Origin of the sequence: Rhodoferax sp. U2-2l, assembly GCF_020594515.1 — a bacterium.
In the GTDB taxonomy this organism is placed as follows: domain Bacteria; phylum Pseudomonadota; class Gammaproteobacteria; order Burkholderiales; family Burkholderiaceae_C; genus Rhodoferax.
The window spans coordinates 48,711-72,096 of the sequence record NZ_JAJCTH010000011.1 but is presented as its reverse complement, the minus strand read 5'-3'; the positions used below and the strand labels follow the sequence as shown (position 1 = coordinate 72,096).

The window sequence follows — 23,386 nt, the reverse complement described above, 5'->3', positions numbered from 1 at the left end:
TCAGAATTGGTTGACTTGGTACATCGGGGTTTCACCACGCAGAACGCGTCGGGTTTCTTCCGCGGCCTTGCGTTTGAGTTCTTGTGCCGACTCTTGCGAATGCCAGGCCATGTGAGGCGACACCAGAAAGTTGTCGTGTTGGAACAAGGGATGTGCGGGCGAGCCGGGCTCCGTGCTGAGCACATCGAGTGCCGCGCCAGCAAGCAGTTTGTCTTCCAACAGGGTGTTCAGGGCGGTCTCATCCACAATCGATCCGCGGGCCGTGTTGATCAGGTAGGCGCTGGGTTTCATCAGGCGCAGCTTGGCCGCGTCGAGCAAATAGCGTGTGCTGTCGTTGAGCGGGCAGTGCACCGACACCACGTCTGATCGGCGCAGCAGGTCGTCCAGGCTGACAAACTCCACGTAGTCGGGGCGGGTGGCGGGGTCCACAAAGGGGTCATGCGCCAACACCTTCATGCCCAGCGCATGCGCCTTGTGCGCCATGGCGCTGCCGATGCGGCCAATGCCCAGAATGCCGATGCTCTGCACCTGGTGGCGGTGGATCGGGCGCATCAGCCGGAAGTCCCACTGGCCGCTTTTCACCAGCGTGTTGGCCAAAGCGATCTTGCGGGTCAGGCACAACATCATCGCCAGCGCATGGTCAGACACCTCGTGGGTGCCGTAATCGGGCACATTGCTCACCACAATGCCCAGCTCGGCAGCGGCCTTCAGGTCGACCGTGTCAACCCCCACGCCATAACGCACGATGACTTTGCATTTGGGCAGTTGCGCCAGCACGCGCCGCGTCATGGGCGCATACATGATGATCAAGCCCTCGGCCTCGGCGCATTGGGCAATGACATCGTCTTCGGTCTTGCAGCGCAACCACGGTACATCCGGGCAAATGTCGGCCAGCACGGCTCGCTCGATGTCCACTGAGGCGTGATCACAATCCACGATCAGCACCGCGTGTTGGTTGCCAGGCTGGTTGACACCAGCTGCTGGGGATGTAGGTTCAGTAACCGCCATGATGGACCACCCGCTACAAAAAAGAAAAAAACGCTAACTGTTGGGAGCCACCCTCAGGCGGCAGACAGCGGTGCCACGCCAAGTGTGGCGGCACACGCGGCGAGTTTGGTCAGTGTGGCCTCGCTCAGCTGGATGCCTTCTGTCTGGGCGCGCAAGATGTTGCGATCCGCTTGATCACCCGGCAGCCTGACCGGAACACCTTCTTGGGCGGGTGCGCTGGCGCGGCAGGCGTCGCCGGTGAAGTCCATCTGTGCCACAAAGCTCTCAGTACCTGCAAACGCCTCTGGGTCCAGCAGCTGCAGAAAGACGTTGCCACCCCAGCGTTTGGGCGCGTCCAGCCGCCCTTGGCCCGACAAACCTTGGGTCAACGCCTCCACCATCAGCGCCAGGCCAAACCCTTTGTGACCGTATTCGGCACCGCCCAGCAGCAACAAGGAGCCGCGCGGTGTGGTCTGCTCCAGCACCCGTGGGTCGGTGGTGGGGTTACCCTGGTTGTCGATCAGCCAGGGGTGATCAAAATCCACGCCGGCAGCGGCCTTGGTCCGGGCCATCGACACGGTGGTGATCGAGGCAGAAATGTCCACCAGCACCGGCCCCTTGGTGCCGGGGTAACCGATGGCAAACGGGTTGGGCGTCATCACTGGCTCGCGGCCACCAAAAGGGGCCACAAATTTGCCGCTCGGGTCGGAGGTGGCCAGAATCGCCACGTAGCCCTTGTCGGTGGCCTGTTTGACCAGTGCCGCCAGGCAGGCAATGTGGTGGCTGCGCCGCATGACCGCGGTGACCACGCCGTGTTCTTTGACCCGCTCAAACGCGATGTTCAAGGCCTTGTCCACCAGCCAGAGCCCGGGCAGGTAGTGGCCGTCCCAGACGAGGGTGGAGCCGGTGTCCTTGACCACCTCAGGCTCGCCGTCTTTTGTCATCAGCTGGTTGTTGAGCTGGTCGATATAGAGCGGAATCAGCGCCGTGCCGTGGGTATGGCGCTGCATCATGTCGGTCAAGGTCAGCAGTCGCGCCACCGTGGCGGCTTTGTCGTCTGCCATACCGGCTGCTGACAACAAGTCTTGCGAGAACCGAGTCAGTTCTTGTACTGAGACCGCGGGACGGAGGGTCATGGCGCGTTGACGTTACGGCTAAGCAACGTTTCCAAAAAGTTACTTGAAACTCGGTGGTCTGACCACCAAACGTATATTTCGGCGGGAGTTTAGTCCTGGTTTCCACATTTGTTGTAGTGGTAAACCATTAGATGGATTTTTGGTATACCAATTAAGATGTTGACTGCCTCCTTGAGGCGGGTGCGGGTGGGCCGTGGTTGCAGCCAGCGTCCCGGCCCTTGTCGGCAGTGTTTGGTTTGCGCGGCCTGTTAGCATCTTGATGGCGTCCACGGCACGGCCTGGGCGGTATTTACAGGGATAGGCATATCTATGGCAATGGAACTGATGACACCCGGCGTGCAAGGCACAGAGCTTGTGGATGACGTCAATGTTGACCGCGCGTATCTTCGACTGGCCAACCAGATTGGCGAGTTGTTGACCAAATCCGGTCTCAAACCGGGCGACCGGTTGCCCTCCGAGCGCGCACTGGCTGACCAATTTGAGGTCAGCCGAACCTCGGTGCGGGAGGCCATCATCGCCATGGAACTCCACGGTATTGTGGAGGTGCGTGGTGGCTCCGGGGCGTATCTGGTCCAACCACCTGTGCGGGTTTACGGCACGACCGCCTTCATGCCCGAGTCAGGCCCGGGTCCGTTTGAGTTGCTCAGGGCGCGTTGCCTCATCGAATCCGAAGTGGCCTTTGTGGCCGCTGAAACCCGCAAGGACTCCGACCTGGACCGGATTTTTGAGGCCCTGGCGGACATGCGCCTCTACATTGACGACAAGGCTGCCAACATCGCGGCCGACCGGCGTTTCCATGTCTGTATTGCGGATGCCACGGGCAACAGTGTGTTGCTGCAGATGGTGACCGCCATGTGCAACCAGACCAAAAGCCCGGTCTGGAACAAGATGGACCAGCACTTTCACTCGGCGGACATGCGCGAGGCCTCGCAGCACGACCACCAGTTGATTTTTGACGCCTTGCTCGCTCGCGACCCGTTCGCGGCACGGGCTGCCATGCGCGCGCACCTGGAGCGGGTCATCAAGGTGTTTTCACAAAGCTGGCGATAACGCCCGCCTGGCCGCTTTACAAGCTGCCCACAAAGTCCGGCGGCGCAGGCCGCACACGCGCGGGTTTGCGTTTGGACACCGTGCCCACATTGATGCAACACACCGCCTGTTCGCCCTCGCTGAGCGCAAACAGCTGGCGCAGCGGCTCGGCGCGCATCGCCTGGCCACTGGTCAGACCACTGCCAAACCCCATGCTGTGGGCACACAGCAGGATGTTCTGAATCGCGGCGCCCAGCGACACCATGCGCTCCAGCGGGTCAATGTCGGGCTCGGCCGGGCCGAGGCGGGCAATCGCCAGCGCCAGAAATGGTGCCCGGAAGGCTTTTTCGCGCGCTGATGCGATTTGTTGCTCGGTGGCCTCGGCATCGCGGTCCACCAGGGCCTGGGCAAACACATCGGCCAGTAACGGGCGCTTGTCTGGCGGCACCAGCACAAAGCGCCATGGCCTGATCTCGCCATGGTCGGGCGCAGCAGCGGCCGCCAGAAACAGGTCATGGGCCTGATCTGCGCTCGGGCCGGGCGCCACCAGCCGCCGGGGGGAGATGTTTTGGCGCGTGGTGATCAGGTTCAGCGCAAAACTGGTTTCTTCTGAACGGTCTGCGCAGGCGTCATCGGCAGTGCTGGAGGGTGTTGGGTTGGTCATGGCCGCTAGTGTGCCAGCGAACAGACCGGCGGCCCCCATCCGCCTATAACCCCCGGTATCAAGAGTGATCCTGCGCTTGATGGACTTACAGGAGATGAACGATGACGATAACCTCAAGCCGCTGGCTCGCAGCTTTGTTGGGCTTGGCCGCCGTGTTGGCCGTGGGCTGCAGCAGCCTGAAAACCCCCGCCACCGCCGATGTGGCGGTTTCAAAAGCCGCCGTTGACAACGCCGCCGGTGCCGGCGGTGTGCAATACGCACCGGTCGAGATGATGGCTGCGCGCGACAAGATGGCGCTGGCCAACAAGGCCATGGCCGACAAAGACTACAAGCTGGCGCGAGAACTCGCCGCCCAGGCCGAGGTCGATGCCAAGCTGGCCCAGAGCAAGGCCAATTCCGCCAAGGCACAGGCCGCGGCCAATGCGCTGCAAGACGACATCCGTGTGCTGCGCACCGAGCTTGAGCGCAACAACTGAAGCGCCGTTCACCCCACCCACACCCACTGGACTTTCTTATGAAACACAACTACCTCACCCCCATCGTTCTGGCCGTGGCCGCCTTGCTGGCAGCCTGCGGCTCCACGCCCAAAGCCACCTCCTTGCTCGACCAGACCCGCGCCGAATACCGCATGGCGCAAGCCAGCCCGGCCGTGGCCACCTACGCCCCTATGGAGATGAAACTGGCCACCGACGCCATGACCCAAGCCAACGCCAGCGCCGCCGAGCGTGACAGCGACGCCGAGATCGACCGGCTGGCCTACCTGGCGCGGCAAAAAATTGCCCTGACGCAGGAAGTCACCAAACGCAAGGTCGCCGAGGCCGAGGTGGCCAACGCTGGCAAACAGCGTGACCAGCTGGTGCTGGACCAGCGCACCAACGAAGCCAACGCCGCCCAGATCCGGGCCAACACGGCCAATCAGGCCGCAGTGATTGCCCAGAACGATGCCGCCAACGCCAAGCAGCAAACCCTGCTGGCCCAGGACGAAGCCGCCGCCGCGCAAGCGCGCAACGCCCAACTGGAAGCCCAGCTGAGTGATCTGGCCGCCAAAAAGACCGAGCGCGGCCTGGTCATCACCCTGGGTGACGTGTTGTTTGGCACCGATCTGTCGCAACTCACCAGCGCGGGCATGGCCAGTGCCCAAAAGCTTGCCACCGTTCTGCAAAACAACCCCATGCGCAATGTGCTGATCGAAGGGTTTGCCGACAGCACCGGTGCGTCGGACTACAACCAGGCGCTGTCCTTGCGCCGCGCCACCGCCGTGCAAACGGCGCTGACGCAGTTTGGCATCGCACCGGGCCGTATTGCCATGCAAGGTTATGGCGAGGCCTTCCCGGTGGCCGCCAACGACACGGCGCCAAACCGCCAGTTGAACCGCCGGGTCGAGATCGTTTTGTCGGACGACAGCGGCCAGATCCGGGCCCGCTGATGCCCACCCGGGGCGACGCGCACAGCCGTCGCCTGGCCGTCCATACCTGCCACTGAGGCGAATTCGGGCAGCGCAACACACAGTTGCGCTGCCCGTTGTCATGGTGCTGACGCCCGCTCGCGCGTGATCAGGGTTTTGGATCGATGTCGCCTTGCAGCGCTTTGCCCAGCTGGTCCACCACGCCGGACCAGTCTGAATCCTGGCTCAGGGATTCGCGCAGAAAGGCGGCCTGCGCGGGGGTCCAGAACGTCGCATCGGGCAGCCGATTGCCCGCCGGTAGCGGGGCGTGCCGGGCCAGAAACCGGGCAATGCTCTGGTCGTCATTGGGCAGACCCAGCTGCGCAAACAGATCGCTGAAGTGGGGGAGGGTCGTGTTCATGCTGCGTGCCTGCGGACCCAGGCCACATACTGGTCCATCCAGCCTTGCAAAAACGTTTTGCTGCCGGCCCCAATGTTGCCGTCAACGTCAAATAAATCGTCCTTGGCCTGGATGAAGGCCTCGGGCTGGCCCAGCGTGGGCACGTCCAGATAGGCCAGCACATTGCGCAGGTGCTGCTGCGCCAGCGCGGTCCCGATGGCACCCACCGACACGCCCAGCACACCGGCGGGCTTGCCTGCCCAGGCGCTGGCGCCATAGGGGCGCGAGGCATGGTCGATCGCGTTTTTCAGCACACCGGGCATCGAGCGGTTGTACTCCGGCGTGACAAACAGCAGGCCTTGGGCGGCCTGGATCTCCGATTTGAGCCGCAGCACGGGCACCGCCTGCTGCGCGTCGTCGTCCTGGTTGTACAGCGGCAGGTCGCCGATCTGGATCTGCTGGAAGGTGAAATCAGTCGGTGCCAGCCGGGTCAACGCGGTGGCGAGTTTTTTGTTGAACGAGTCCTGTCGAAGACTGCCCACAAAAACGGCGATATGGATAGGGGCCATGGTTTTCTCCAAAAAAAAGGATGGTGCGTCAGCACTGTGCAGGTGACTGTGCGCCAGCGAACGGTGGCCGGCCGATGACCATCAAAGCGTCGCGGGTATCAACAGCCTGGCTTGAAGTGGTTACCGTGTTGGCACACAAGGGTTTTTCAAAACGGTTCTTGGGATCACACCTTGTTGATGAAAGGGATGCCGCCATGAATCCAGACACGTTGCACGCCGGGGTGTTGTGGGGCGCACAAACCGCCCGCAGCCTGCATTTTTTTGCCATTGGCGAGCAGCGCATGCCGCTCGACATCATCCACGCGCTGGCCTGGATCAAGTGGGCCAGCGCCTGCGTCAACCGCGACCTGCAGTTGCAAGACCCCCGCAAGGCGCAAGCCATTGCCGACGCCGCCCAGCGGGTGGCGCACGGCGAATGGGATGGCGAATTTCCGCTGTCGGTGTGGCAAACCGGCTCGGGCACCCAGAGCCACATGAATGTCAACGAAGTCATTGCCACACTCGCCAGTCGGGCGCTGGGGCAGGGCGGCAGCGGCCCCCCGCTGGTGCATCCCAATGACGACGTCAACCTGGGCCAGTCGTCCAACGACGTGTTTCCCAGCGCCATGCACATCGCGGTGGCACTGACAACGCAACAGACCCTGCTGCCCGCGCTGGACGAGTTGCGTGCGGCGCTGGCTGCCCAGGCGCAGGCATTTGAGTCTGTGGTCAAGATCGGCCGCACCCACTTGCAAGACGCCACCCCGGTCACGCTGGGCCAGGAGTTGGGGGGGTATGGCGCCCAACTCAGGCTGTGCCGCGACAGCCTGGTGTTTGCGCTGGGCGCGGTTCACACGCTGGCCCTGGGCGGCACGGCGGTCGGCACCGGTCTCAACACCCACCCGGAATTTGGCGCCCGTGTGTGTGCCATGTTGGCAAATCAGCTGGGTTTGCCGCTGCGCCAGGCCAGCAACCTGTTTGCCGCCATGGCGGGGCATGAAGCGCTGGTGGCCTTGCACGCCAGCCTGAAGATGCTGGCGGTGGCGCTCACCAAGATCGGCAACGATCTGCGCCTGATGGGCAGCGGCCCGCGCGCCGGGCTGGGTGAGGTCACGCTGCCGCAAAACGAACCCGGCAGCTCCATCATGCCCGGCAAGGTGAACCCGACGCAGGTGGAGGCGCTGACCATGGTCTGCGCACAGGTGCTGGGGCATGACGTGGCGATCAGTTTTGCCGCCAGTCAGGGCCAGTTTGAACTCAACGTCTACAAACCGCTGATCGCCCTGAACGTGCTCGACAGCCTGCGCTTGCTGGCCGATGCCATGCGCAGTTTCGCCAGGTTTTGTGTGGTCGGCATGGTGGTCAACCAGGCGCGTGTCGACGCGCTGCTGCAAAGCTCGCTGATGCTGGTGACGGCGCTGGCGCCGCACATTGGCTACGACCGCGCGGCCGCCATTGCCCAACATGCGCAAACCCACCACACCACACTGCGCCAGGCCGCGCTGGCCTTGGGCATGGTGACCGCCGAGCAATTTGATGCCTGGGTGGATGCGCGTCACATGCTGGGCACCCCGCAGACGGACTTGATGCGTGGCCCCTGAACCACACCAACCCCGCTGTGTTCGCCAGCCCACCGACAGCGCCGCCACAAGCACCTAAGCTGCAGTTTTTAAAGGACACACCATGAAATACACCCTCTTGATTTCCGCCGTGATCGCCACACTGAGCCTGGTCGCCTGTGAGCGTGCCACGGTGGTCACACCCGCCCCGGCCACCGTTGTGGTGCCCGGCCCGGCCGGCCCCACAGGTGCGACCGGCGATCAGGGTGCAACCGGCGGGCAAGGTGCCACAGGTGGACAAGGCGCCACCGGCTCGACAGGTGATCAGGGCGCCACAGGCGCTACCGGCAACACAGGCAGTGGCACCACGGTGATCGTGACGCCACCGGCATCCGCGCCAGCCAACTGACCTGATTAGCCTTGAGTGCTCGTCAGCGAGCAACTGGCATGCGCAGCCCTGCCGCTCGCCAAAGCCGACGGTCTCCCGGCTTGAACCTGTCAGTCGGCCTGCTGCTGGCCGCGCTGGCTGGCTGCAGCCCGACACGCTTACCCGGCGCTGAGGTGGGTGTGGGCGCGCAGCCCCCATTGCCCGCCCCCGATCGCTCTCTGATTCCCACCGTGAACATCGCGCCCGCCACGGGCTGGCCCGTTGGCATGGCACCAACATCTGCATCCGGCACCCGAGTGGCAGCTTTTGCCAGTGGCCTGGACCATCCGCGCTGGCTGTATGTGCTGCCCAATGGCGACGTGCTGGTGGCTGAAAGTAACGCCCCGCCCAAGCCAGAAGGCGCCAAAGGTTTCAAAAGCTGGGTCATGGGCCTGGTGATGAAGCGCGCTGGTGCCACCGTGCCCAGCGCCAACCGCATCACCTTGTTACGCGACACCAATGGCGACGGTGTGGCCGATGTGCGCTCGGTGTTGCTGGCGGGGCTGAACTCGCCCTTTGGTATGGCGCTGGTGGGGCGCAGCTTGTACGTGGCCAACACCGACGCGGTGCTGGGTTTTCCGTACACGGACGGCACCACCCAAATTCTGGCGGCGGGCACCAAGGTGATTGATTTGCCAGGCGGCCCGATCAACCACCACTGGACCAAAAACCTGATCGCCAGCGCAGACGGCAGCAAACTCTATGTCACCGTGGGCTCCAACAGCAATGTGGCTGAACGTGGCATGGCGGTGGAAGCCGGGCGCGCCGCCATCTGGGAGGTGGACATCACCACCGGCCTACACCGCTTTTTTGCCACCGGCCTGCGCAACCCGAACGGCCTGGCCTGGGAGCCCACCAGCGGCGCCTTGTGGACGGTGGTGAACGAGCGTGACGAACTTGGCAACGACCTGGTCCCTGATTATTTGACGTCGGTGCGCGACGGTGGTTTTTACGGCTGGCCGTACAGCTACTTTGGCCAGCATGTGGATACGCGGGTGACACCGCAGCGACCCGATCTGGTGGCGCAGGCGCTGATGCCGGACTACGGCCTGGGCGCCCACGTGGCGCCGCTCGGCCTGGCCTCTGCCAAGGGCAACACGCTCGGGCCGGTTTTTGCCAACGGCATGTTCATCGGCCAACACGGTTCCTGGAACCGCCAGCCGCACAGTGGCTACAACGTGGTGTTTGTGCCCTTTGCCAACGGTCAGCCTGCTGGCCGACCCATCGACGTGTTGACTGGCTTTCTCAGCCAGGACGGCAAAGCGTATGGCCGACCCGTGGGCGTGGCGCTGGACAAACAGGGCGCGCTGCTGGTGGCAGACGATGTGGGCAATGTGGTGTGGCGGGTCAGCGCGCCGGGCTTGTAAAAAAAAGCGATCCGCGCTTAAAAAAAGGCGAATCGCTGGTGGCTGCACCGGGTCATCACACCAAGCCTCGGGGCAGGTTTTGCCGCCCAAAAGCCTGGTCAACCCGATCACAGCGCCTGGGTTGCTGGCGCGGTGGTGCCGTAGTAGTCGTGCACATCCTTGGCCCAGGTCTGGTCCGACATGTTGGGCCAGTTGTCCTTGTCAAAGCCGGGGGCATTTTCCAGACGCTCTTTGGCCACATCCAGGGTGAAACGTTTGTTCTCGGTGTCCAGGGTCAGCGCTTCCCACGGCACGGCAAACAGCTTGTCGCCAATGCCCAGAACGCCGCCATACGACAGCACCGCGTAGCTGATGCGCCCAGCGCGCACATCGAGCATGATCTCCTTGATGTCGCCCAGATCCTCGCCCTGGTCATTGAACACATCGTTGCCCATCAGGGTGTCGGCACCCATCAGACGGGGGCCGGGGCCGTTGCTGTCGGCAACAGCGTACATGCCAAAACTGTCACGTTCTACATAGTTCATGGTCAATTCCTATTGTTGGGGGGGCGAAGCAGGCGGGCAGGGGTCAAGTGCTTGATTTCACGGCTTTTTTCACCGCGTCGCGGGCGTCCTCGGTAGCTTCCTTGGCATCGCCGTAACCCTTTTGCAACTTGCCTTCTACCTGCAACTTGGCGCCTTTGGCGCGCTGTTCTTTGCTGTCTACCAGTTTGCCAGCGGCTTCCTGGACCTTGCCAGCGATGTCTTTGGCCTGGCCTTTGACTTGGTCTTTGTTCATGATGATTCCTTGTAAAAAGTGGATGGAGACGAACAGGAGCCTGATCCAGACTCTGTACCAAGATTAGCCACGGCCGGGTGGCGCGTCGGTGCGCTTGCATACACACTGACAGGCGTCTGCCGCCTGCCGGCTACTGCGTGCGCAAGCGCACCGACAGGCCTTGGCCGTCTGCCTAAGCTGCAACAGGAAAGCAGCCGTTCTGCTGCCCCCCCCCATTGAGTCAACCAGGAGCAACCATCATGACCACCCGAGACGCCTACATCGCCAAAATGAAACTTCAGCTCGACGAGCTGAACCTGCAAATGGGCAAGCTGGAGCTGCGTGCGCAGGAAGCGCGCGAAGACGTGCGCGACAAATACAAGGCCGAGATGGCCAAGCTGCACGACCAATCCGAACTGGCCAAAGCCAAACTCGCCGACATGCAAGCCAGCACCGAGTCGGCCTGGGACGGCATGGTCGCTGAAATGGACAAGATTCGTGACGCGTTTGTGCACTCGTTTAGCTACTTCAAGTCACAGCTTTAAGACATTGGGCATGGAGGGCGGATCCAGTCCGCCATGACACCTTCAGCCGGTTATTGCGCGGTTTGCTGTCGCAGATGTTCGGCCCGCTTCATCGTCAGATAGGCGGGCCGTTCGATCTCATGCAGCTGGCGCGGGTAGCGCTCTGAGGCGGTGAACCAGGCTTGCAGGCTGTGCTCAAAGCGTTGATCGGCGGGCTGTTTGGCAGACGCCAGATAGCTGTCAATGGCCAGGTAATAACGCATGGTGTTGCGCTCCACCAGCGCGCGCACGCCGCGGGTCCAGGCGGGCTGGCCATTCACTGGCGCGCCTGCCATGGTAAACCCCACCTTGTCGCTGCCCACGGTGGCCAGGTAGCCCTGCATGGCCAGCTTGGCTGCCAGACCGGCGCTGTAGGCGTAGGTCAGGTGCAAAAAAGTCTGGTTGTCGGGCAAAGCCACGGCCTGCAGCGTTATCCGGTAGTTGCTGGTGCCCAGCGGGCCCTGGCTGGCGCGCAGCGCGACTTCAAAATAATCGGGTTGTGTGGCAGCCACCGCAAAGCTGAACACCACGCGGCTGGCCTGGGCCAGTTCCTGCGGGGTTTTGCTGCCGATGTTGACGTTTAACACCGCACCTTGCGGCCCTTGGGTGGCGTGGCAGTATTTGGTGTTGAGGTGCAGGATCATCACCTCGCACCATTGCGGCGGGTCTTGCAGCGCGCGGCTGACCTGCGCAAACGGGAACGCCACCAGCGCGTAAATGTCGCCGCGCAAACCGTCTGAGGTCTCGGACGACTGCAACACCAAGGGCCGTGCAAAGATGTTGTGTTCGAGTTGTGCGCGCAGGGTCTGGCGTTGTGTGCGCAGCGCCTGCGCGGCGTCTGGCTGGGTGGGTGCCTGCGCCAGCGCCGGGCCTGCCAGCACACAGGCTGCCAGCCCCAGCGCGCTCGCCATGCGACGAAGGGCGACCCCGTTCAAGGAATCGCCCTTCGGTACAGGAAAGACCTGCTATTTACTTGGTGACCTGGTGGCCGACCACACCGCCCACGGCAGCGCCCACGCCGGTGCAGGCCAAGCCACCGCACAGCACGTTGCCAGCCACGCCGCCAATCACGGCGCCAGTGGCGGTACCTTTTTCTTGGCGTGTCATGCCGGCACAGCCAGCCAGGCCCACGCTGGCCACCAGGAAAATGACCGACAGACCGGTAGAGAGACGTGTATTGAGTTTCATGGCGAATTTTCCTGACGTTGAATGGATGTTTTGATTGTCGCCACGGGTGACGCAGCGACAGGCGGAAGTCATTATGGGTCTGTTGGCCAGGCGCGGTCTGTGCGCCAGCACACGCCGGTGCCAAAAGACAGGGGGCATGGATGGCGGATCAAGTCCGCCAGGACAGCGCAGAATTCAACCAGCTCGGTGGTGCGAACGAGCCGATGCATTCGCCGCCATGTCAGTCAGGCGTCTGTGTCGCGCAATCGCTCCGTGGTCGCAATGGCGTACACCTTGCCTTGGGCATTCACAAGCGGGGTGGCTACCAAGGTGATGTCCACCGCCGCGCCGCTTTTGGTCAGCCGCTGGGTGTGGTGCAGCCCCAGCACTTTGGACTCGCTGAGCTGTTTGAGCCGCTCCAGGGCCTCGCCCATCAGCGCTGGCGGAATGCGCTCGGGCAGGTTCAAGTGCAGCGCCTCGGCCTCGGTCCAGCCATACAGGCGTTCGGCACCCGGGTTCCAGGCCAGGATGTGGCCCTGCAGGTCGGTGGTGGTGATGGCGTCAAATGCGTCGTTCACCACCACGGCCAGGCGGGCGCGCTGGTTGGCCTCGGCCAGCGCGGCTTCCGCGCGCTTGAGCTCGCTGATGTCGCTGAAGGTGATCACCGCGCCCTCGATCACGTTGTCCAGCGTGCGGTAGGGGCGGATGTGCATGGTGAACCAGGCGCCATCGGTGGTCTGCACCTGCACGTCTTTGGGCACCAGGGTGTCGAGCACACCCTGGGTGTCGGCCACCAGCCCGGTGTAACCCACCAGGTTCGAGACGATGTGGCCCACCGGTCGGCCCACGTCGCCAGCAATCAGGTTGATGAGTTTGGACGCCATGGGCGTGAAGCGCAGGATGCGCAACTGGTGGTCCACAAACACGGTGGCAATGCCGGTGCCCGCCAGCAGGTTGTTCATGTCATTGTTCAGGCGCGACAGGTCGTCCACCTTGGAGTTGAGCTCGTAGTTGACGGTGGACAGCTCTTCGTTGACTGACTGCAGTTCTTCCTTGGAGGTTTCCAGCTCTTCGTTGGTGCTTTGCAGTTCTTCGTTGACCGACTGCATTTCTTCGTTGCTGGATTTCAGCTCCTCGTTGGAGCTTTCCAGCTCTTCGTGGGTGCTTTGCAGGTACTCCTCCTTGGCGCGCAATTCCTCGCGCAGCGCCGCAATCTGTGCCGCCGCGTCGGCACCCAGGGGCAGGGTGGTGTCGGCGGAGGTGCCGTTCGGGGCGGTCGCTGGCGCCGCTTCAGGGGGGGGCTCAGGCGCTTCTTCCAGAATCACCAGGTACAAATGGGCTTCTTTGGCGCTGGGGGGCCACAATGCTTCGGCGTCGACCGGAAGGCTGGTGGCAGGTACGTTGACGGGCACCGGGCACACGCTCAGGTTGACCCGGGTGAAGTGGCCGTTGGTGCGCACCCGCAGGCCCGGCGTGCGCACCGGCTCCTGCACCGCCACACAGCGGTGCAGCGCGTTCGAGAGCGCCGGGCGCAGGCCTTCGCGCGCCATCTTGATCACATTGGCCACGCCGACCTCGCCCGGGGTCGGCTCCAGGTACATGCCGGTGCGGCCATGCAGGTAAAGGATGTCGCCCAGGCTGTTGACCAGCGCGCCCGCCGGTGCCACCTGGGCCAGCATAGCCTGTTCGGTCAGCTCGCGCAGCGGCAGCTTGACCGCAAACGTGTCCTTGCCCGGCCCGCGTGGCAGCGCCGCTTCCAGCGCCGAGAGCGGTGGCAAATACCGGCTGGGTGTGCGCACCGTGGCCAGGTCGGTGTTTTTACGCTGGTAAATTTTGGCCTTGCGGTCCAGCGCGCCAAACAGCGTCAGAAAGTCGCCAATGCCTTCCGAGGTGCCCAAAAACAGCAGCCCCTGCGGGTTGAGCGCGTAGTGAAACAGCGGGATCAGCCGCTTTTGCAGCTCGGCGCCGAGGTAAATCAGCAGATTGCGGCAGGTGATCAGGTCCAGCCGGGAAAACGGCGGGTCCTTGATCAGGTCTTGCTCTGAGAACACCAGCATGTCGCGGATGCTTTTGTGGATGCGGTAGCCACCGCCGTCGGGCTCGGGCGTGAAAAAACGCGCCAGGCGCAGCGGCGTGATGTCACCCGCAATGCCCAGCGGGTACAGCCCGGCGCGGGCAAAGGCAACAGCGCGGCTGTCAATGTCGGTGGCAAACACCTGCACGGTGTAACTTTGTTTGACCGCCTCCATGTACTCTTGCAGCAGGATGGCGATCGAATACGCCTCTTCGCCGGTGGAGCAGCCCGCCACCCAGATGCGCACCACACCGCCCTGGGTCGGTTTGCCGGCAAACAGCATCGGGATGACCTGCGCCTCCAGCGCCGCAAACGCTTCGGGGTCGCGGAAAAAATTGGTCACCCCGATCAGCAGGTCGCGAAACAGCGCCTCGGCCTCGTCGGGCGTTTGCTGCAGGTAACGCACATAGTCGTCGATCTTGCTGATCTGGTGCACCGACATGCGCCGCTCGATGCGCCGGTGGATGGTGCTGGGCTTGTACTGCGAAAAGTCATGCCCGGTCTGGGTGCGCAGCACCACAAAGATCTTGCGCAAAGCGCTCTCATTGATCTGAATCGGCCGGTCCGAATGGGTGGAGAACTGGCCAAACGCGTATTTCACGTAAACCAGCAGCTGCGCGGGCATCTCGGAGGCGTCCAGCAGATAGTCGACCATGCCGGTGGCGATGGCGCTGCGCGGCATGCCATCAAACTCGGTGCTCTCGGGCGTTTGAGCCATCACCATGCCGCCCGCGTCCTTGATGGCGCGCACCCCCACCGTGCCGTCGCTGCCGGTGCCCGAGAGCACGATGCCAATGGCGCGCCCGTGCTGGTCGACTGCCAGCGACTTGAAGAAAAAGTCGATCGGCAGGCGCTGTCCGCGCGGCGCGGTGGGCTCCAGCAGCTGCAGGCAGCCGTGCAGCAGCGCCATGTCGTGGTTGGGGGCAATGATGTAGACGTGGTTGACCTGGACCGTCATGGCGTCTTCGACTTCGACCACCGGCATCGGGGTGTAGCGGCGAATCAGCTCGGCCAGCATGCTCTTGTGGTCAGGCGCCAGGTGCTGCACCAGCACAAATGCCATGCCCGGTGCGGCGTCTTTGGGCATGCCCGAGAAAAACGCCTCAAAAGCCGCCAGCCCGCCGGCCGAGGCGCCAATGCCGACGATGGGAAAGCTGTCAGGCGGGGCGGAAGCAGCGGGCGGCACACTGGCCGCTGCGGTTTTGATCGGCGCTGGTTTGAGCGCTGCGGGCGTGGAAGCTGGCGACTGGGCTTGGGCTGGCGCTGCGGTTGCGCCCGCTATTTTCTTTGCCATGGAGGCACTCCTTATCTGACCGGTGGTGTAGGGCGACGCGATGGCGCTGGCCCCGGTCTGAGTGTAGGGGCTGGGATGTTTTTGAAAAATAATAGCTTGAAACCCTTGTCCATGGCTGCTTGAGGCCTGTCTGGCATGAATTTTTCGGGCATCCTGCCGTGGGTCAGATGCCGGGATGTCGGCGTTCACCAAAGGGAGCTATAGCCGCTTGACCATAATCGGGGTCCATTCCACTTCGGCGCAAGCCCACCATGGCCAGCTCTGCCTACCCCACTGACCGCCACCAGCACATCCGGGCGCTGTTTGACGAGTACATCGAGATGTATGCCGCGCGTGATGCGCGGCTCACCGAGCGTTTCAGCGACAACTTCAGCGGCTACACCGGCAGCGACGACTTCTTGGTGAAAGACCGGCAAGCCTGGCAAGCCATCACCCGGCAGGATTTTGCCCAGGTGCCCGGGCGCATCCGTATCGAGCTGCTGGACTACGTGGCGCAAGATCTCAGCCCCGAGGTGGTCATGTGCACGGCGGCGTTCCACATCCACCTGCCGGTCCAAGACCATGTGCTGGCCAACGAGGTGGCGCGACTGGTGCTGGTGTTCCGGCAAGAAGGCGCCCAGTGGCAGATCGTGCACAGCGGTATTTCGATCCCTTACCCTGCGGCGCAAGACGGCGAGGTGTACCCACTGGCCACGCTGCGAGAGAAAAATCAGGCGCTCGAAGCCTTGGTGGCCGAGCGCACCCGCGCCTTGCAAGCCAGCGAAGCCTTGTACCGCTCGCTGACTGAAAACACCCAGGACGTGCTCTGGCGGACCGACGGCCACCTGATGGTGACTTACATCAGCCCGTCCGATGAGCTGTTGCGCGGTTTCAGAGCCGACGAGGTGGTGGGCCGCCATGTGTTCGAGATGTTCACCGACGCAGGTGTGGCGCAGGTCAAAGCCGTCATGCGCGAGGCCCAGCAAGCCCGGGCGCAAGGCCTGCGCAGACCCTTTGTGAATCTGGAGCTGGAGCACCGCTGCAAGGACGGTCGGCTGATTTGGGGTGAGGTGTACTCGCGCCCGGAGCTGGACGCCCAAGGTGCCATCGTGGGCTACCAAGGCATCACCCGCGAGATCACCCAGCGCAAGCTGCTGCAAGACCAGGTGCGCCAGCTGGCGTTTTTTGATCCGCTGACCCATCTGGCCAACCGGCGTCTGCTCGATGACCGGATCAGCCAGGCGCTGGCCATGGGCAAACGCTCGGCTTGTTTTGGTGCGCTGCTGTTTCTGGACCTGGACAACTTCAAGCCGCTCAACGACGACCACGGCCACGCCGTGGGCGACCTGCTGCTGGTCGAGGTGGCCAACCGCCTCACGGCCTGTGTGCGCCAGGTCGATACCGTGTCGCGTTTTGGTGGCGACGAGTTTGTGGTGTTGCTGGCCGAGTTGAGCACCTACCCGGCGCAGGCCACCGATCAGGCCCGTGTGTTGGCAGACAAGATTCGCCACCAGTTGGCCCGGCCGTATGTGCTGAGCGTGGTGCAGGAAGACTTGACGACCAAGGTGGTGACGCACCACTGCACGGCCAGCATCGGCCTGGTGGTGTTTCAGGGGGCACACGTCACCCAGGACGAAGTGCTCAAAGCCGCCGACGCCGCCATGTACCAGGCCAAAGAGGCTGGCCGCAATGCCGTCTGTTTTGTCAGCGCCAACGCACAGCCCTGACATCCGGGGCATGAATCCGGGGGCATGGATGGCGGGTCGTCGCCCCGCAATGACAGCCGTTAATCCGCAGCCACCCGGCGGTCATCCCGGACGTGATCCGGGATCCATGAATCCGGGCCCATCCGGCTTTTAAGATCACTTTATGTGCGACAGCGCACCAATTCAGCCAGGCGGGACCGGTATGCTGAAGGCACATCCACACCGGGCCGACACAGGCTGGCTTCACTTGGCGATACCTTTGAAATCCCCTTCCAAACAAATGATCTGGCTGGCCGTTGCGCTGCTGCTGGTCGCTGCGATGGTGTTGGTTGACTGGTTGGCGGTCTACCCCCAGGTCCAGGCGCTGGTGCTGATCGTGCTGCTGCTGGCCATCTTCGGGATGCAAGGCGCCAGCCAGCGCCAACTGGTGCGGGCCAACCGGCAGGCGCAGGACGACGCCCAAAAACTGGCTGCCACCCTCAACGCAATCGGCGATGCGGTGATTGCCACCGACGCCCAGGCCCGCGTGACGCTGCTCAACCCGGTGGCGCAAAAACTCACCGGCTGGACGCTGGCGCAGGCGCTGGGGCAGCCGGTTGAGGAGGTGTTCAAGATCGTCCACAAGCTGACCCGCCAGAGCGTTCTGGTGCCGGTCGCCGCCACGCTGGCGCACGGCACCACCCAGGGTCTGGCCAACCGCGCGGTGTTGCTGTCCCGTGACGGTGCCGAGTACGACATCTCTGACAGTTGCGTCCCGATTCGCAACCCGGACGGTGCGGTGGTGGGTGCCGTGCTGGTGTTTCGCAATGTCACCGAGGAATACGCCGCCCAACTGGCGCTGCGCCAGGTCAGTGCGCTGCAAAACGCCATCGGCAACAGCGCCAACTTCTCCAGCATTGCCACCGATGCCAGCGGGGTGATCCAGATTTTCAACGTCGGCGCCGAGCGCATGCTGGGTTACACCGCGCCCGAGGTGATGAACCGCATCACCCCCGCCGACATCTCCGACCCGCAAGAGCTGGTGGCGCGCGCGCAGTCGCTCAGCCAGGAGCTGGATGCCGACATCGCGCCTGGCTTTGAGGCGCTGGTGTTCAAGGCCTCGCGCGGCATTGAAGACATTTACGAGCTGACCTACCTGTGCAAGGACGGCAGCCGCCTGCCCGCCCTGGTGTCGGTCACCGCGCTGCGTGACGAGTTGGAGGCGATCATTGGTTACCTGCTGATTGGCACCGACAACACCGCCCGGCGTGCCGCCGAGGTGGAGCGTGCGCATCTGGACCAGACCCTGCGCGACAAAAATACCGAGCTCGAAACCGCCCGTGCCGCCGCCGACAAGGCCAACCAGGCCAAGTCCGAGTTTTTGTCGGGCATGAGCCACGAGCTGCGTTCGCCGCTCAATGCCATTCTGGGTTTTGCGCAACTGATGGAGTCGGGCACGCCCGCGCCCACCGCCTCGCAAAAGGCCAGCATCGAGCAAATTTTGCGCGCCGGCTGGTACCTGCTCAAGCTGATCAACGAGGTGCTGGACCTGGCGCTGATCGAATCCGGGCGCATGGCGCTCTCAAGCGAAGCGGTGTCGCTGCCCGAGGTGTTGCAAGACTGCCAGACGCTGATGACACCACTGGCGCAGAAAAAAATGGTGACGCTGCATTTTGGCCAGATGGCGGTGCCGTGTTTTGTCAGTGCCGACAGCACCCGCCTCAAACAGGTGGTGATCAACCTGCTGTCCAACGCCATCAAATACAACCGCCAGGGCGGCAGCGTGACCGTGACCTGCAGCGAGCGCCCCGGTGGGCGCCTGCGCATCAGCGTGCAGGACACCGGCGAGGGCTTGAGCGCCGACAAGGTGGCGCAGCTGTTCCAGCCGTTCAACCGCCTGGGCCGCGAAAACAGCGACGAAGAAGGCACCGGCATTGGCCTGGTGGTGAGCAAGCGCCTGGTGGCGCAGATGGGCGGCGAGATCGGTGTGTGCAGCACCGTGGGTGTGGGCAGCGTGTTCTGGATGGAGGTGGCGCTGATCGGCGCGCCGCAGTTTGCCGGGCTTGAGGGCGACCTGCCCTTGGCAGCCACCACGCCAGCCGCGCCGCTGGCCACCGTGCGCACGGTGCTGTATGTGGAAGACAACCGCGCCAACATGGAACTGGTGCAGCAGCTCATTGCGCGCCGGCCCGACCTGCGGCTGTTGGGTGCCGCAGACGCCACCCGCGGCATGGCCCTGGCGCGCCTGCACCAGCCCGACGTGATTCTGCTGGACATCAACCTGCCCGGCATCAGCGGCCTGCAGGCGCTCAAAATTTTGCAGGAGGACCCGTCCACGGCGCACATCCCGGTGCTGGCCCTGAGCGCCAACGCCATGCCTAGCGACATGGCGCGCGGGCTGGCGGCAGGTTTCCTTCATTACCTGACCAAGCCGATCCGGGTGACCGAGTTCATGGATGCCCTGGATGACGGGCTGGCACTGGCCCGCCGCCAGCAACACAGCTGCGTGCCTTGTGAGGTGGATGATGCGTGACAAACCCGACGTGATGGACGCCCGCATCCTGATCGTGGACGACAGGGGTGCCAATGTGCTGCTGCTGGAGCAGCTGCTGCAAGCCGTGGGTTACCGCCATGTGATGTCCACCCAGGACCCGTTTGCGGTGTGCGACTTGCACCGCGCGAACAACTTTGACCTGATCCTGCTGGACCTGCAAATGCCCGGCATGGACGGTTTTGCGGTGATGGCGGGGCTGGCCCAGATTGAAACGCAAGCCAAAGGTTATGTGCCGGTGCTGGCCATCACCGTGCAACCCGGCCACAAGTTGCGGGCACTGGCAGCGGGTGCCAAGGACTTCATCGCCAAACCGTTTGAGCTCGAAGAGCTGAAGACCCGCATCCACAACCTGCTGGAAGTGCGCCTGTTGCACAAAAAGCTGTCCAACGCGGTGAACACGCTGGAAACCATGGCGCTGCAGGACGCGCTGACCGGCCTGGCCAACCGGCGCCTGCTGATGGACCGGCTCAACCAGTCCCGGCTGTCGTCGGCGCGCACGCACAACCACTGCGCGCTGATGTTCATGGACCTGGACAAGTTCAAGCAGCTCAACGACACGCTGGGCCATGACGTGGGCGACCAGCTGCTGCAGCAGGTCAGCGCACGCCTGCTGCTGTGTGTGCGTGAGGGCGACTGTGTGGCCCGCTTTGGGGGTGACGAATTTGTGGTGCTGCTTGACGCCTTGGGCCAGAATGCGGCGGATGCCGCCCAGCAGGCGCAGAGCGTGGCCCACAAGATCCTGCAAATGATGCAGCAGCCGTTTGATTTGCAAGGGCACAGCGTGGCGGCTTCGTTGAGCGTGGGCTCGGTGATTTTTCTCGGCGCCCAGGCGCCGGCAGACGAGGTGCTCAGACAAGCCGACCTGGCCATGTACCGCGCCAAGGCCATGGGGCGCGGACGGTTATGCGCCTTCGATGCCGCCCTGCCAGCCGATCTGGTGGTCAACACACCGCAAGACACTGTTCGCTAGGGAAGGCCAGCCATGCAAAGAAGACCCCTTTTGAAGCCTGACCAACCGCCGCAAGCCCTGCCCGAGGTCACCGATGACCGCGTGTTCACGGTGGGTGCGCTGCAATCGTTACGGCGCCGGGCGCAAGACCGGCACCAATCCAGGGTGGCGCTGCCGCTGGACATGCTCACGGAGATGGAGCCGCAAGACGCGCAGCTGCTGTTTCATGAATTGCGGGTGCACCAGATCGAGCTGGAGCTGCAAAACGAGGAACTGCGCCGCGTCCACCGCGAGCTGGAGGCTGCGCGGGAGCGCTACTTTGACCTGTACGACCTGGCCCCGGTTGGGTATTGCACGGTGGATAGCCACGGCATGATTCTGGAGGCCAACCTGACCTCGGCCAAGCTGCTGGGGGTGACCCGCAGCGCCCTGACCAAGCTGCGCCTGACGCATTTCATGCCGCTGGCACAGCGGCATGTGTTTGAGCAATGTTGCGCCGCGCTGGACCCTGGCGGGCCAGCGCAAAACTGCGAGCTGCAGATGGTTGGCGATGACGGCCATGCGGTGTGGGTGCATCTGACGGCCAACATGGCCCGCGACCCCACCGGGGTGACCACGTTCCGGGTGATGTTTCGCGATGTGTCGGACCGGGTGCGGCTGGACGAGGCGCTGCAGGCCAAAAACGCCGAGCTGGACCTCGCCCGCCAGGTGGCCGACAAGGCCAACTGCGCCAAGTCGGATTTTTTGACCAGCATGAGCCACGAGCTGCGCTCACCGCTGAACGCCATCCTGGGCTTTGCCCAGCTGATGGACGCCGGCCTTCCGCCACCGACACCGGCACAAAAGTCAGCCATTGACCAGATCATCAACGGCGGCTGGTACCTGCTGGATCTGGTGAATGAAATTCTGGACCTCGCCAGCGTCGAGTCGGGCCAGCTGGCGCTGACGATGGGGATCGAATCGCTGGGTGAGATGCTGGCGGACTGCCAGATCATGATTGAGCCGCAGGCCACAGCCCGCGGCATCGCCATCCGGTTCCCTGAATTGGCGCACCCGATCCTGGTGAAGGCGGATCGCCGCCGCTTCAAACAGGTGGTGATCAACCTGCTGTCCAACGCCATCAAATACAACCGTCAGCAAGGCACGGTGACGGTGAGCTGCCTGGTGAGTGCGCCTGGGCGGTTGCGCCTGAGCGTGCAGGACGATGGCAAGGGCCTGACCCCCGAGCAGGTGGCGAATCTGTTCCAGCCGTTCAACCGGCTGGGCCAGGAGAGCGGGCCCCAGGAAGGCACGGGCATTGGCCTGGTGGTGAGCAAGCGCCTGGTCGAGATGATGGGCGGTAGCGTGGGCGCCACCAGTCGGGTCGGGGTCGGCAGTGTGTTCTGGTTTGAGTTGGCGCTGGCAGGAGTTGCATCATGAAAGATTTTCCAATTGTGTGCGTGGGTGGTTCCGCAGGCGGCCTGGACGCCTACATCCGCCTGCTGAAAAACCTGCCGCCCGACATGGGCGTGGCTCTGGTCATCGTTAACCACATCACCCTGGTCGCCACCCAGCTGCATGAGGTGCTGCTGCGGTTTTCCAGCATGCCGGTCACGCTGATCACCGACGGCCTGCCGGTGTCACCCAACCAGGTGTTCATCATCCCGTCCAACCGCGACCTGCATGTGCAGGACGGCTTGTTTCGGCTGGCACCCATCTCCAAACCCTACGGCTGGCCCGATGTGATCACGGTGTTTTTGCGTTCGCTGTCCAACAACTGGACGGGGCAGCTGATGGCGGTGATTGTGTCGGGCTACGATGGGGATGGCGCCGAAGCGTTGTGTGGCATCCGCGAAGCGGGCGGTATCACCATCGCCCAGAAACCCGCTACCGCCAGCCGACCCGACATGCCGCAAAGCGCCATCGAGAGCGGGTGTATTGACTTTGTGCTGTCCCCGGAAGACATTGCCCAGCAGATCGTGCGGCTGGCCAAGACGGCGGGCGCGGCCAAGCCGTCGTGATGAAATGAATTTTTGGAGAAGCTGAAATGAACCTGTCTGTCGATATCCTTGCCGCCAGCATCCTCATCGTGGATGACCAGCCTGCCAATGTGCAGCTGCTGCAGCAGTTGCTGGGCGAGGCCGGGTACACCCAGGTCAGCGCCACCACGAACCCCGAGGAAGTGTGCGCCTTGCACCGCAAAAACGCCTATGACCTGATTTTGCTGGACCTGCAAATGCCCGTGATGGACGGGTTTGCGGTGATGGAAGCCCTGAAAACCAACCCGGTGGACAGCTACCTGCCGGTGATTGTGCTCACCGCCCAGCCCGGCCACAAGCTGCGCGCACTGGCGTCGGGCGCCAAAGACTTCATCAGCAAGCCGTTTGACCTGATCGAGGTTAAAACCCGTATCCACAACATGCTGGAAGTGCGCCTGCTGTACAAAAAGCTGGCCAACTACAACCAGGAACTCGAAGCCACCGTGGCCGAGCGCACCGCCGAGCTGCGCGAGAGCGAGGCGCGTTTTCGCAGCCTGACCGAGCTGGCCTCGGACTGGTATTGGGAGCAGGACGAGAACGGCGTCTTCACCAAGGTGTCCGGGCCGGTGCTGGAAATGCTGGGCATCCAGGTGGCACCGCTGGCGGATGACCCCGCACCGTCGCCACTGGGTGGCTGGAACGAGGCCGAGCGTATCAAGCTGCGCAACGCCATCGCCCAGCGCGAGCCGTTTCTGGACTATGTGTTTCGCCGTGTGGATGCCAAGGGTGAGGAGCAGACCTTCCAGGTCAGTGGCGAGCCGATGTTTGACCGGCACAGCCGTTTTATCGGCTACCGCGGCATCGGTGTGGAACTGACGTCAAAACATTAAAAAATGTCCGGGAGAT

At 63.3% G+C, this 23,386-nt stretch carries 23 protein-coding genes; 13 read left to right on the top strand and 10 right to left on the bottom strand.

Annotated features, from left to right (window positions below; genetic code table 11):
• Positions 1–1,008, bottom strand: a complete 1,008-nt coding sequence (locus LHU53_RS11285) for a C-terminal binding protein (protein WP_227332757.1) — start codon at positions 1,006–1,008, stop codon at positions 1–3.
• A 53-nt stretch (positions 1,009–1,061) separates the two neighbouring features.
• Complete coding sequence (locus LHU53_RS11280; protein WP_227332756.1) at positions 1,062–2,123, bottom strand: Ldh family oxidoreductase; 1,062 nt, start codon at positions 2,121–2,123, stop codon at positions 1,062–1,064.
• A 315-nt stretch (positions 2,124–2,438) separates the two neighbouring features.
• On the opposite strand from LHU53_RS11280, the gene LHU53_RS11275 reads away from it, so the two are divergent.
• Positions 2,439–3,173: a FadR/GntR family transcriptional regulator gene (locus LHU53_RS11275; RefSeq protein ID WP_227332833.1), complete on the top strand. Its 735-nt coding sequence runs from the start codon at positions 2,439–2,441 to the stop codon at positions 3,171–3,173.
• 16 nt (positions 3,174–3,189) lie between these two features.
• Here the strand turns inward: LHU53_RS11275 and LHU53_RS11270 are convergent, their stop codons facing one another.
• Entirely contained in the window at positions 3,190–3,816 is a 627-nt protein-coding gene (locus LHU53_RS11270) for a nitroreductase family protein (protein ID WP_227332755.1), read from the bottom strand.
• A 101-nt stretch (positions 3,817–3,917) separates the two neighbouring features.
• Between LHU53_RS11270 and LHU53_RS11265 the strand changes: the two genes are divergently transcribed.
• Together LHU53_RS11265 and LHU53_RS11260 are read left to right on the top strand one after the other, a co-directional pair.
• Positions 3,918–4,292: a DUF4398 domain-containing protein gene (locus tag LHU53_RS11265; RefSeq protein ID WP_227332754.1), complete on the top strand. Its 375-nt coding sequence runs from the start codon at positions 3,918–3,920 to the stop codon at positions 4,290–4,292.
• A gap of 38 nt (positions 4,293–4,330) precedes the next feature.
• Positions 4,331–5,242, top strand: coding sequence for an OmpA family protein (locus LHU53_RS11260; protein ID WP_227332753.1), 912 nt, complete (start codon positions 4,331–4,333; stop codon positions 5,240–5,242).
• Positions 5,243–5,369: 127 nt separating this feature from the next.
• Here LHU53_RS11260 and LHU53_RS11255 read toward each other — a convergent pair whose 3' ends face one another.
• Positions 5,370–5,621, bottom strand: a complete 252-nt coding sequence (locus LHU53_RS11255; RefSeq protein ID WP_227332752.1) for a DUF2789 domain-containing protein — start codon at positions 5,619–5,621, stop codon at positions 5,370–5,372.
• Positions 5,618–6,169 (bottom strand): NADPH-dependent FMN reductase, encoded by a 552-nt coding sequence (locus LHU53_RS11250; protein ID WP_227332751.1) that lies wholly within the window; start codon positions 6,167–6,169, stop codon positions 5,618–5,620. Before LHU53_RS11250 ends, LHU53_RS11255 begins: the two co-directional genes overlap by 4 nt.
• Before the next feature lie 194 nt (positions 6,170–6,363).
• Between LHU53_RS11250 and LHU53_RS11245 the strand changes: the two genes are divergently transcribed.
• The 3 genes from LHU53_RS11245 (at position 6,364) to LHU53_RS11235 (ending at position 9,501) form a co-directional block, all read left to right on the top strand.
• Complete coding sequence (locus LHU53_RS11245; RefSeq protein ID WP_227332750.1) at positions 6,364–7,749, top strand: lyase family protein; 1,386 nt, start codon at positions 6,364–6,366, stop codon at positions 7,747–7,749.
• Positions 7,750–7,831: 82 nt separating this feature from the next.
• Entirely contained in the window at positions 7,832–8,116 is a 285-nt protein-coding gene (locus LHU53_RS11240) for a hypothetical protein (protein WP_227332749.1), read from the top strand.
• Positions 8,117–8,154: 38 nt separating this feature from the next.
• Entirely contained in the window at positions 8,155–9,501 is a 1,347-nt protein-coding gene (locus LHU53_RS11235; protein ID WP_227332748.1) for a sorbosone dehydrogenase family protein, read from the top strand.
• 107 nt (positions 9,502–9,608) lie between these two features.
• Here LHU53_RS11235 and LHU53_RS11230 read toward each other — a convergent pair whose 3' ends face one another.
• Entirely contained in the window at positions 9,609–10,025 is a 417-nt protein-coding gene (locus tag LHU53_RS11230) for a PRC-barrel domain-containing protein (RefSeq protein WP_227332747.1), read from the bottom strand.
• A gap of 43 nt (positions 10,026–10,068) precedes the next feature.
• Complete coding sequence (locus LHU53_RS11225; RefSeq protein ID WP_227332746.1) at positions 10,069–10,278, bottom strand: CsbD family protein; 210 nt, start codon at positions 10,276–10,278, stop codon at positions 10,069–10,071.
• A 239-nt stretch (positions 10,279–10,517) separates the two neighbouring features.
• On the opposite strand from LHU53_RS11225, the gene LHU53_RS11220 reads away from it, so the two are divergent.
• Positions 10,518–10,802: a hypothetical protein gene (locus LHU53_RS11220; protein WP_227332745.1), complete on the top strand. Its 285-nt coding sequence runs from the start codon at positions 10,518–10,520 to the stop codon at positions 10,800–10,802.
• Between the two features lie 50 nt (positions 10,803–10,852).
• On the opposite strand, the gene LHU53_RS11215 is transcribed toward LHU53_RS11220, so the two are convergent.
• The 3 genes from LHU53_RS11215 to LHU53_RS11205 all read right to left on the bottom strand — a co-directional run bounded on the left by LHU53_RS11215 (position 10,853) and on the right by LHU53_RS11205 (position 15,355).
• Positions 10,853–11,731 (bottom strand): hypothetical protein, encoded by an 879-nt coding sequence (locus LHU53_RS11215; RefSeq protein WP_370632279.1) that lies wholly within the window; start codon positions 11,729–11,731, stop codon positions 10,853–10,855.
• Positions 11,732–11,789: 58 nt separating this feature from the next.
• Positions 11,790–12,008, bottom strand: a complete 219-nt coding sequence (locus LHU53_RS11210) for a hypothetical protein (RefSeq protein WP_227332743.1) — start codon at positions 12,006–12,008, stop codon at positions 11,790–11,792.
• 224 nt (positions 12,009–12,232) lie between these two features.
• Positions 12,233–15,355, bottom strand: coding sequence for a chemotaxis protein CheB (locus LHU53_RS11205; RefSeq protein WP_227332742.1), 3,123 nt, complete (start codon positions 15,353–15,355; stop codon positions 12,233–12,235).
• A gap of 251 nt (positions 15,356–15,606) precedes the next feature.
• Here LHU53_RS11205 and LHU53_RS11200 point away from each other — a divergent pair, with 251 nt between their 5' ends.
• The 6 genes from LHU53_RS11200 to LHU53_RS11175 all read left to right on the top strand — a co-directional run bounded on the left by LHU53_RS11200 (position 15,607) and on the right by LHU53_RS11175 (position 23,370).
• Positions 15,607–17,061, top strand: coding sequence for a diguanylate cyclase domain-containing protein (locus tag LHU53_RS11200; protein ID WP_227332741.1), 1,455 nt, complete (start codon positions 15,607–15,609; stop codon positions 17,059–17,061).
• A gap of 238 nt (positions 17,062–17,299) precedes the next feature.
• A complete protein-coding gene (locus LHU53_RS11195) occupies positions 17,300–19,552 on the top strand; it encodes an ATP-binding protein (protein ID WP_370632276.1) in 2,253 nt (750 codons plus the stop codon).
• Positions 19,545–20,543 carry a diguanylate cyclase domain-containing protein gene (locus tag LHU53_RS11190; protein WP_227332740.1) on the top strand — a complete coding sequence of 333 codons (999 nt, stop codon included), beginning with the start codon at positions 19,545–19,547 and terminating at the stop codon, positions 20,541–20,543. The genes LHU53_RS11195 and LHU53_RS11190 overlap by 8 nt, the downstream gene beginning before the upstream one ends.
• Positions 20,544–20,573: 30 nt before the next feature.
• Positions 20,574–21,941, top strand: a complete 1,368-nt coding sequence (locus LHU53_RS11185; protein ID WP_370632275.1) for a PAS domain-containing sensor histidine kinase — start codon at positions 20,574–20,576, stop codon at positions 21,939–21,941.
• A complete protein-coding gene (locus LHU53_RS11180) occupies positions 21,938–22,522 on the top strand; it encodes a chemotaxis protein CheB (RefSeq protein WP_227332739.1) in 585 nt (194 codons plus the stop codon). The genes LHU53_RS11185 and LHU53_RS11180 overlap by 4 nt, the downstream gene beginning before the upstream one ends.
• A 26-nt stretch (positions 22,523–22,548) precedes the next feature.
• Positions 22,549–23,370: a response regulator gene (locus LHU53_RS11175; protein ID WP_227332738.1), complete on the top strand. Its 822-nt coding sequence runs from the start codon at positions 22,549–22,551 to the stop codon at positions 23,368–23,370.
• Positions 23,371–23,386 lie beyond the last annotated feature (16 nt).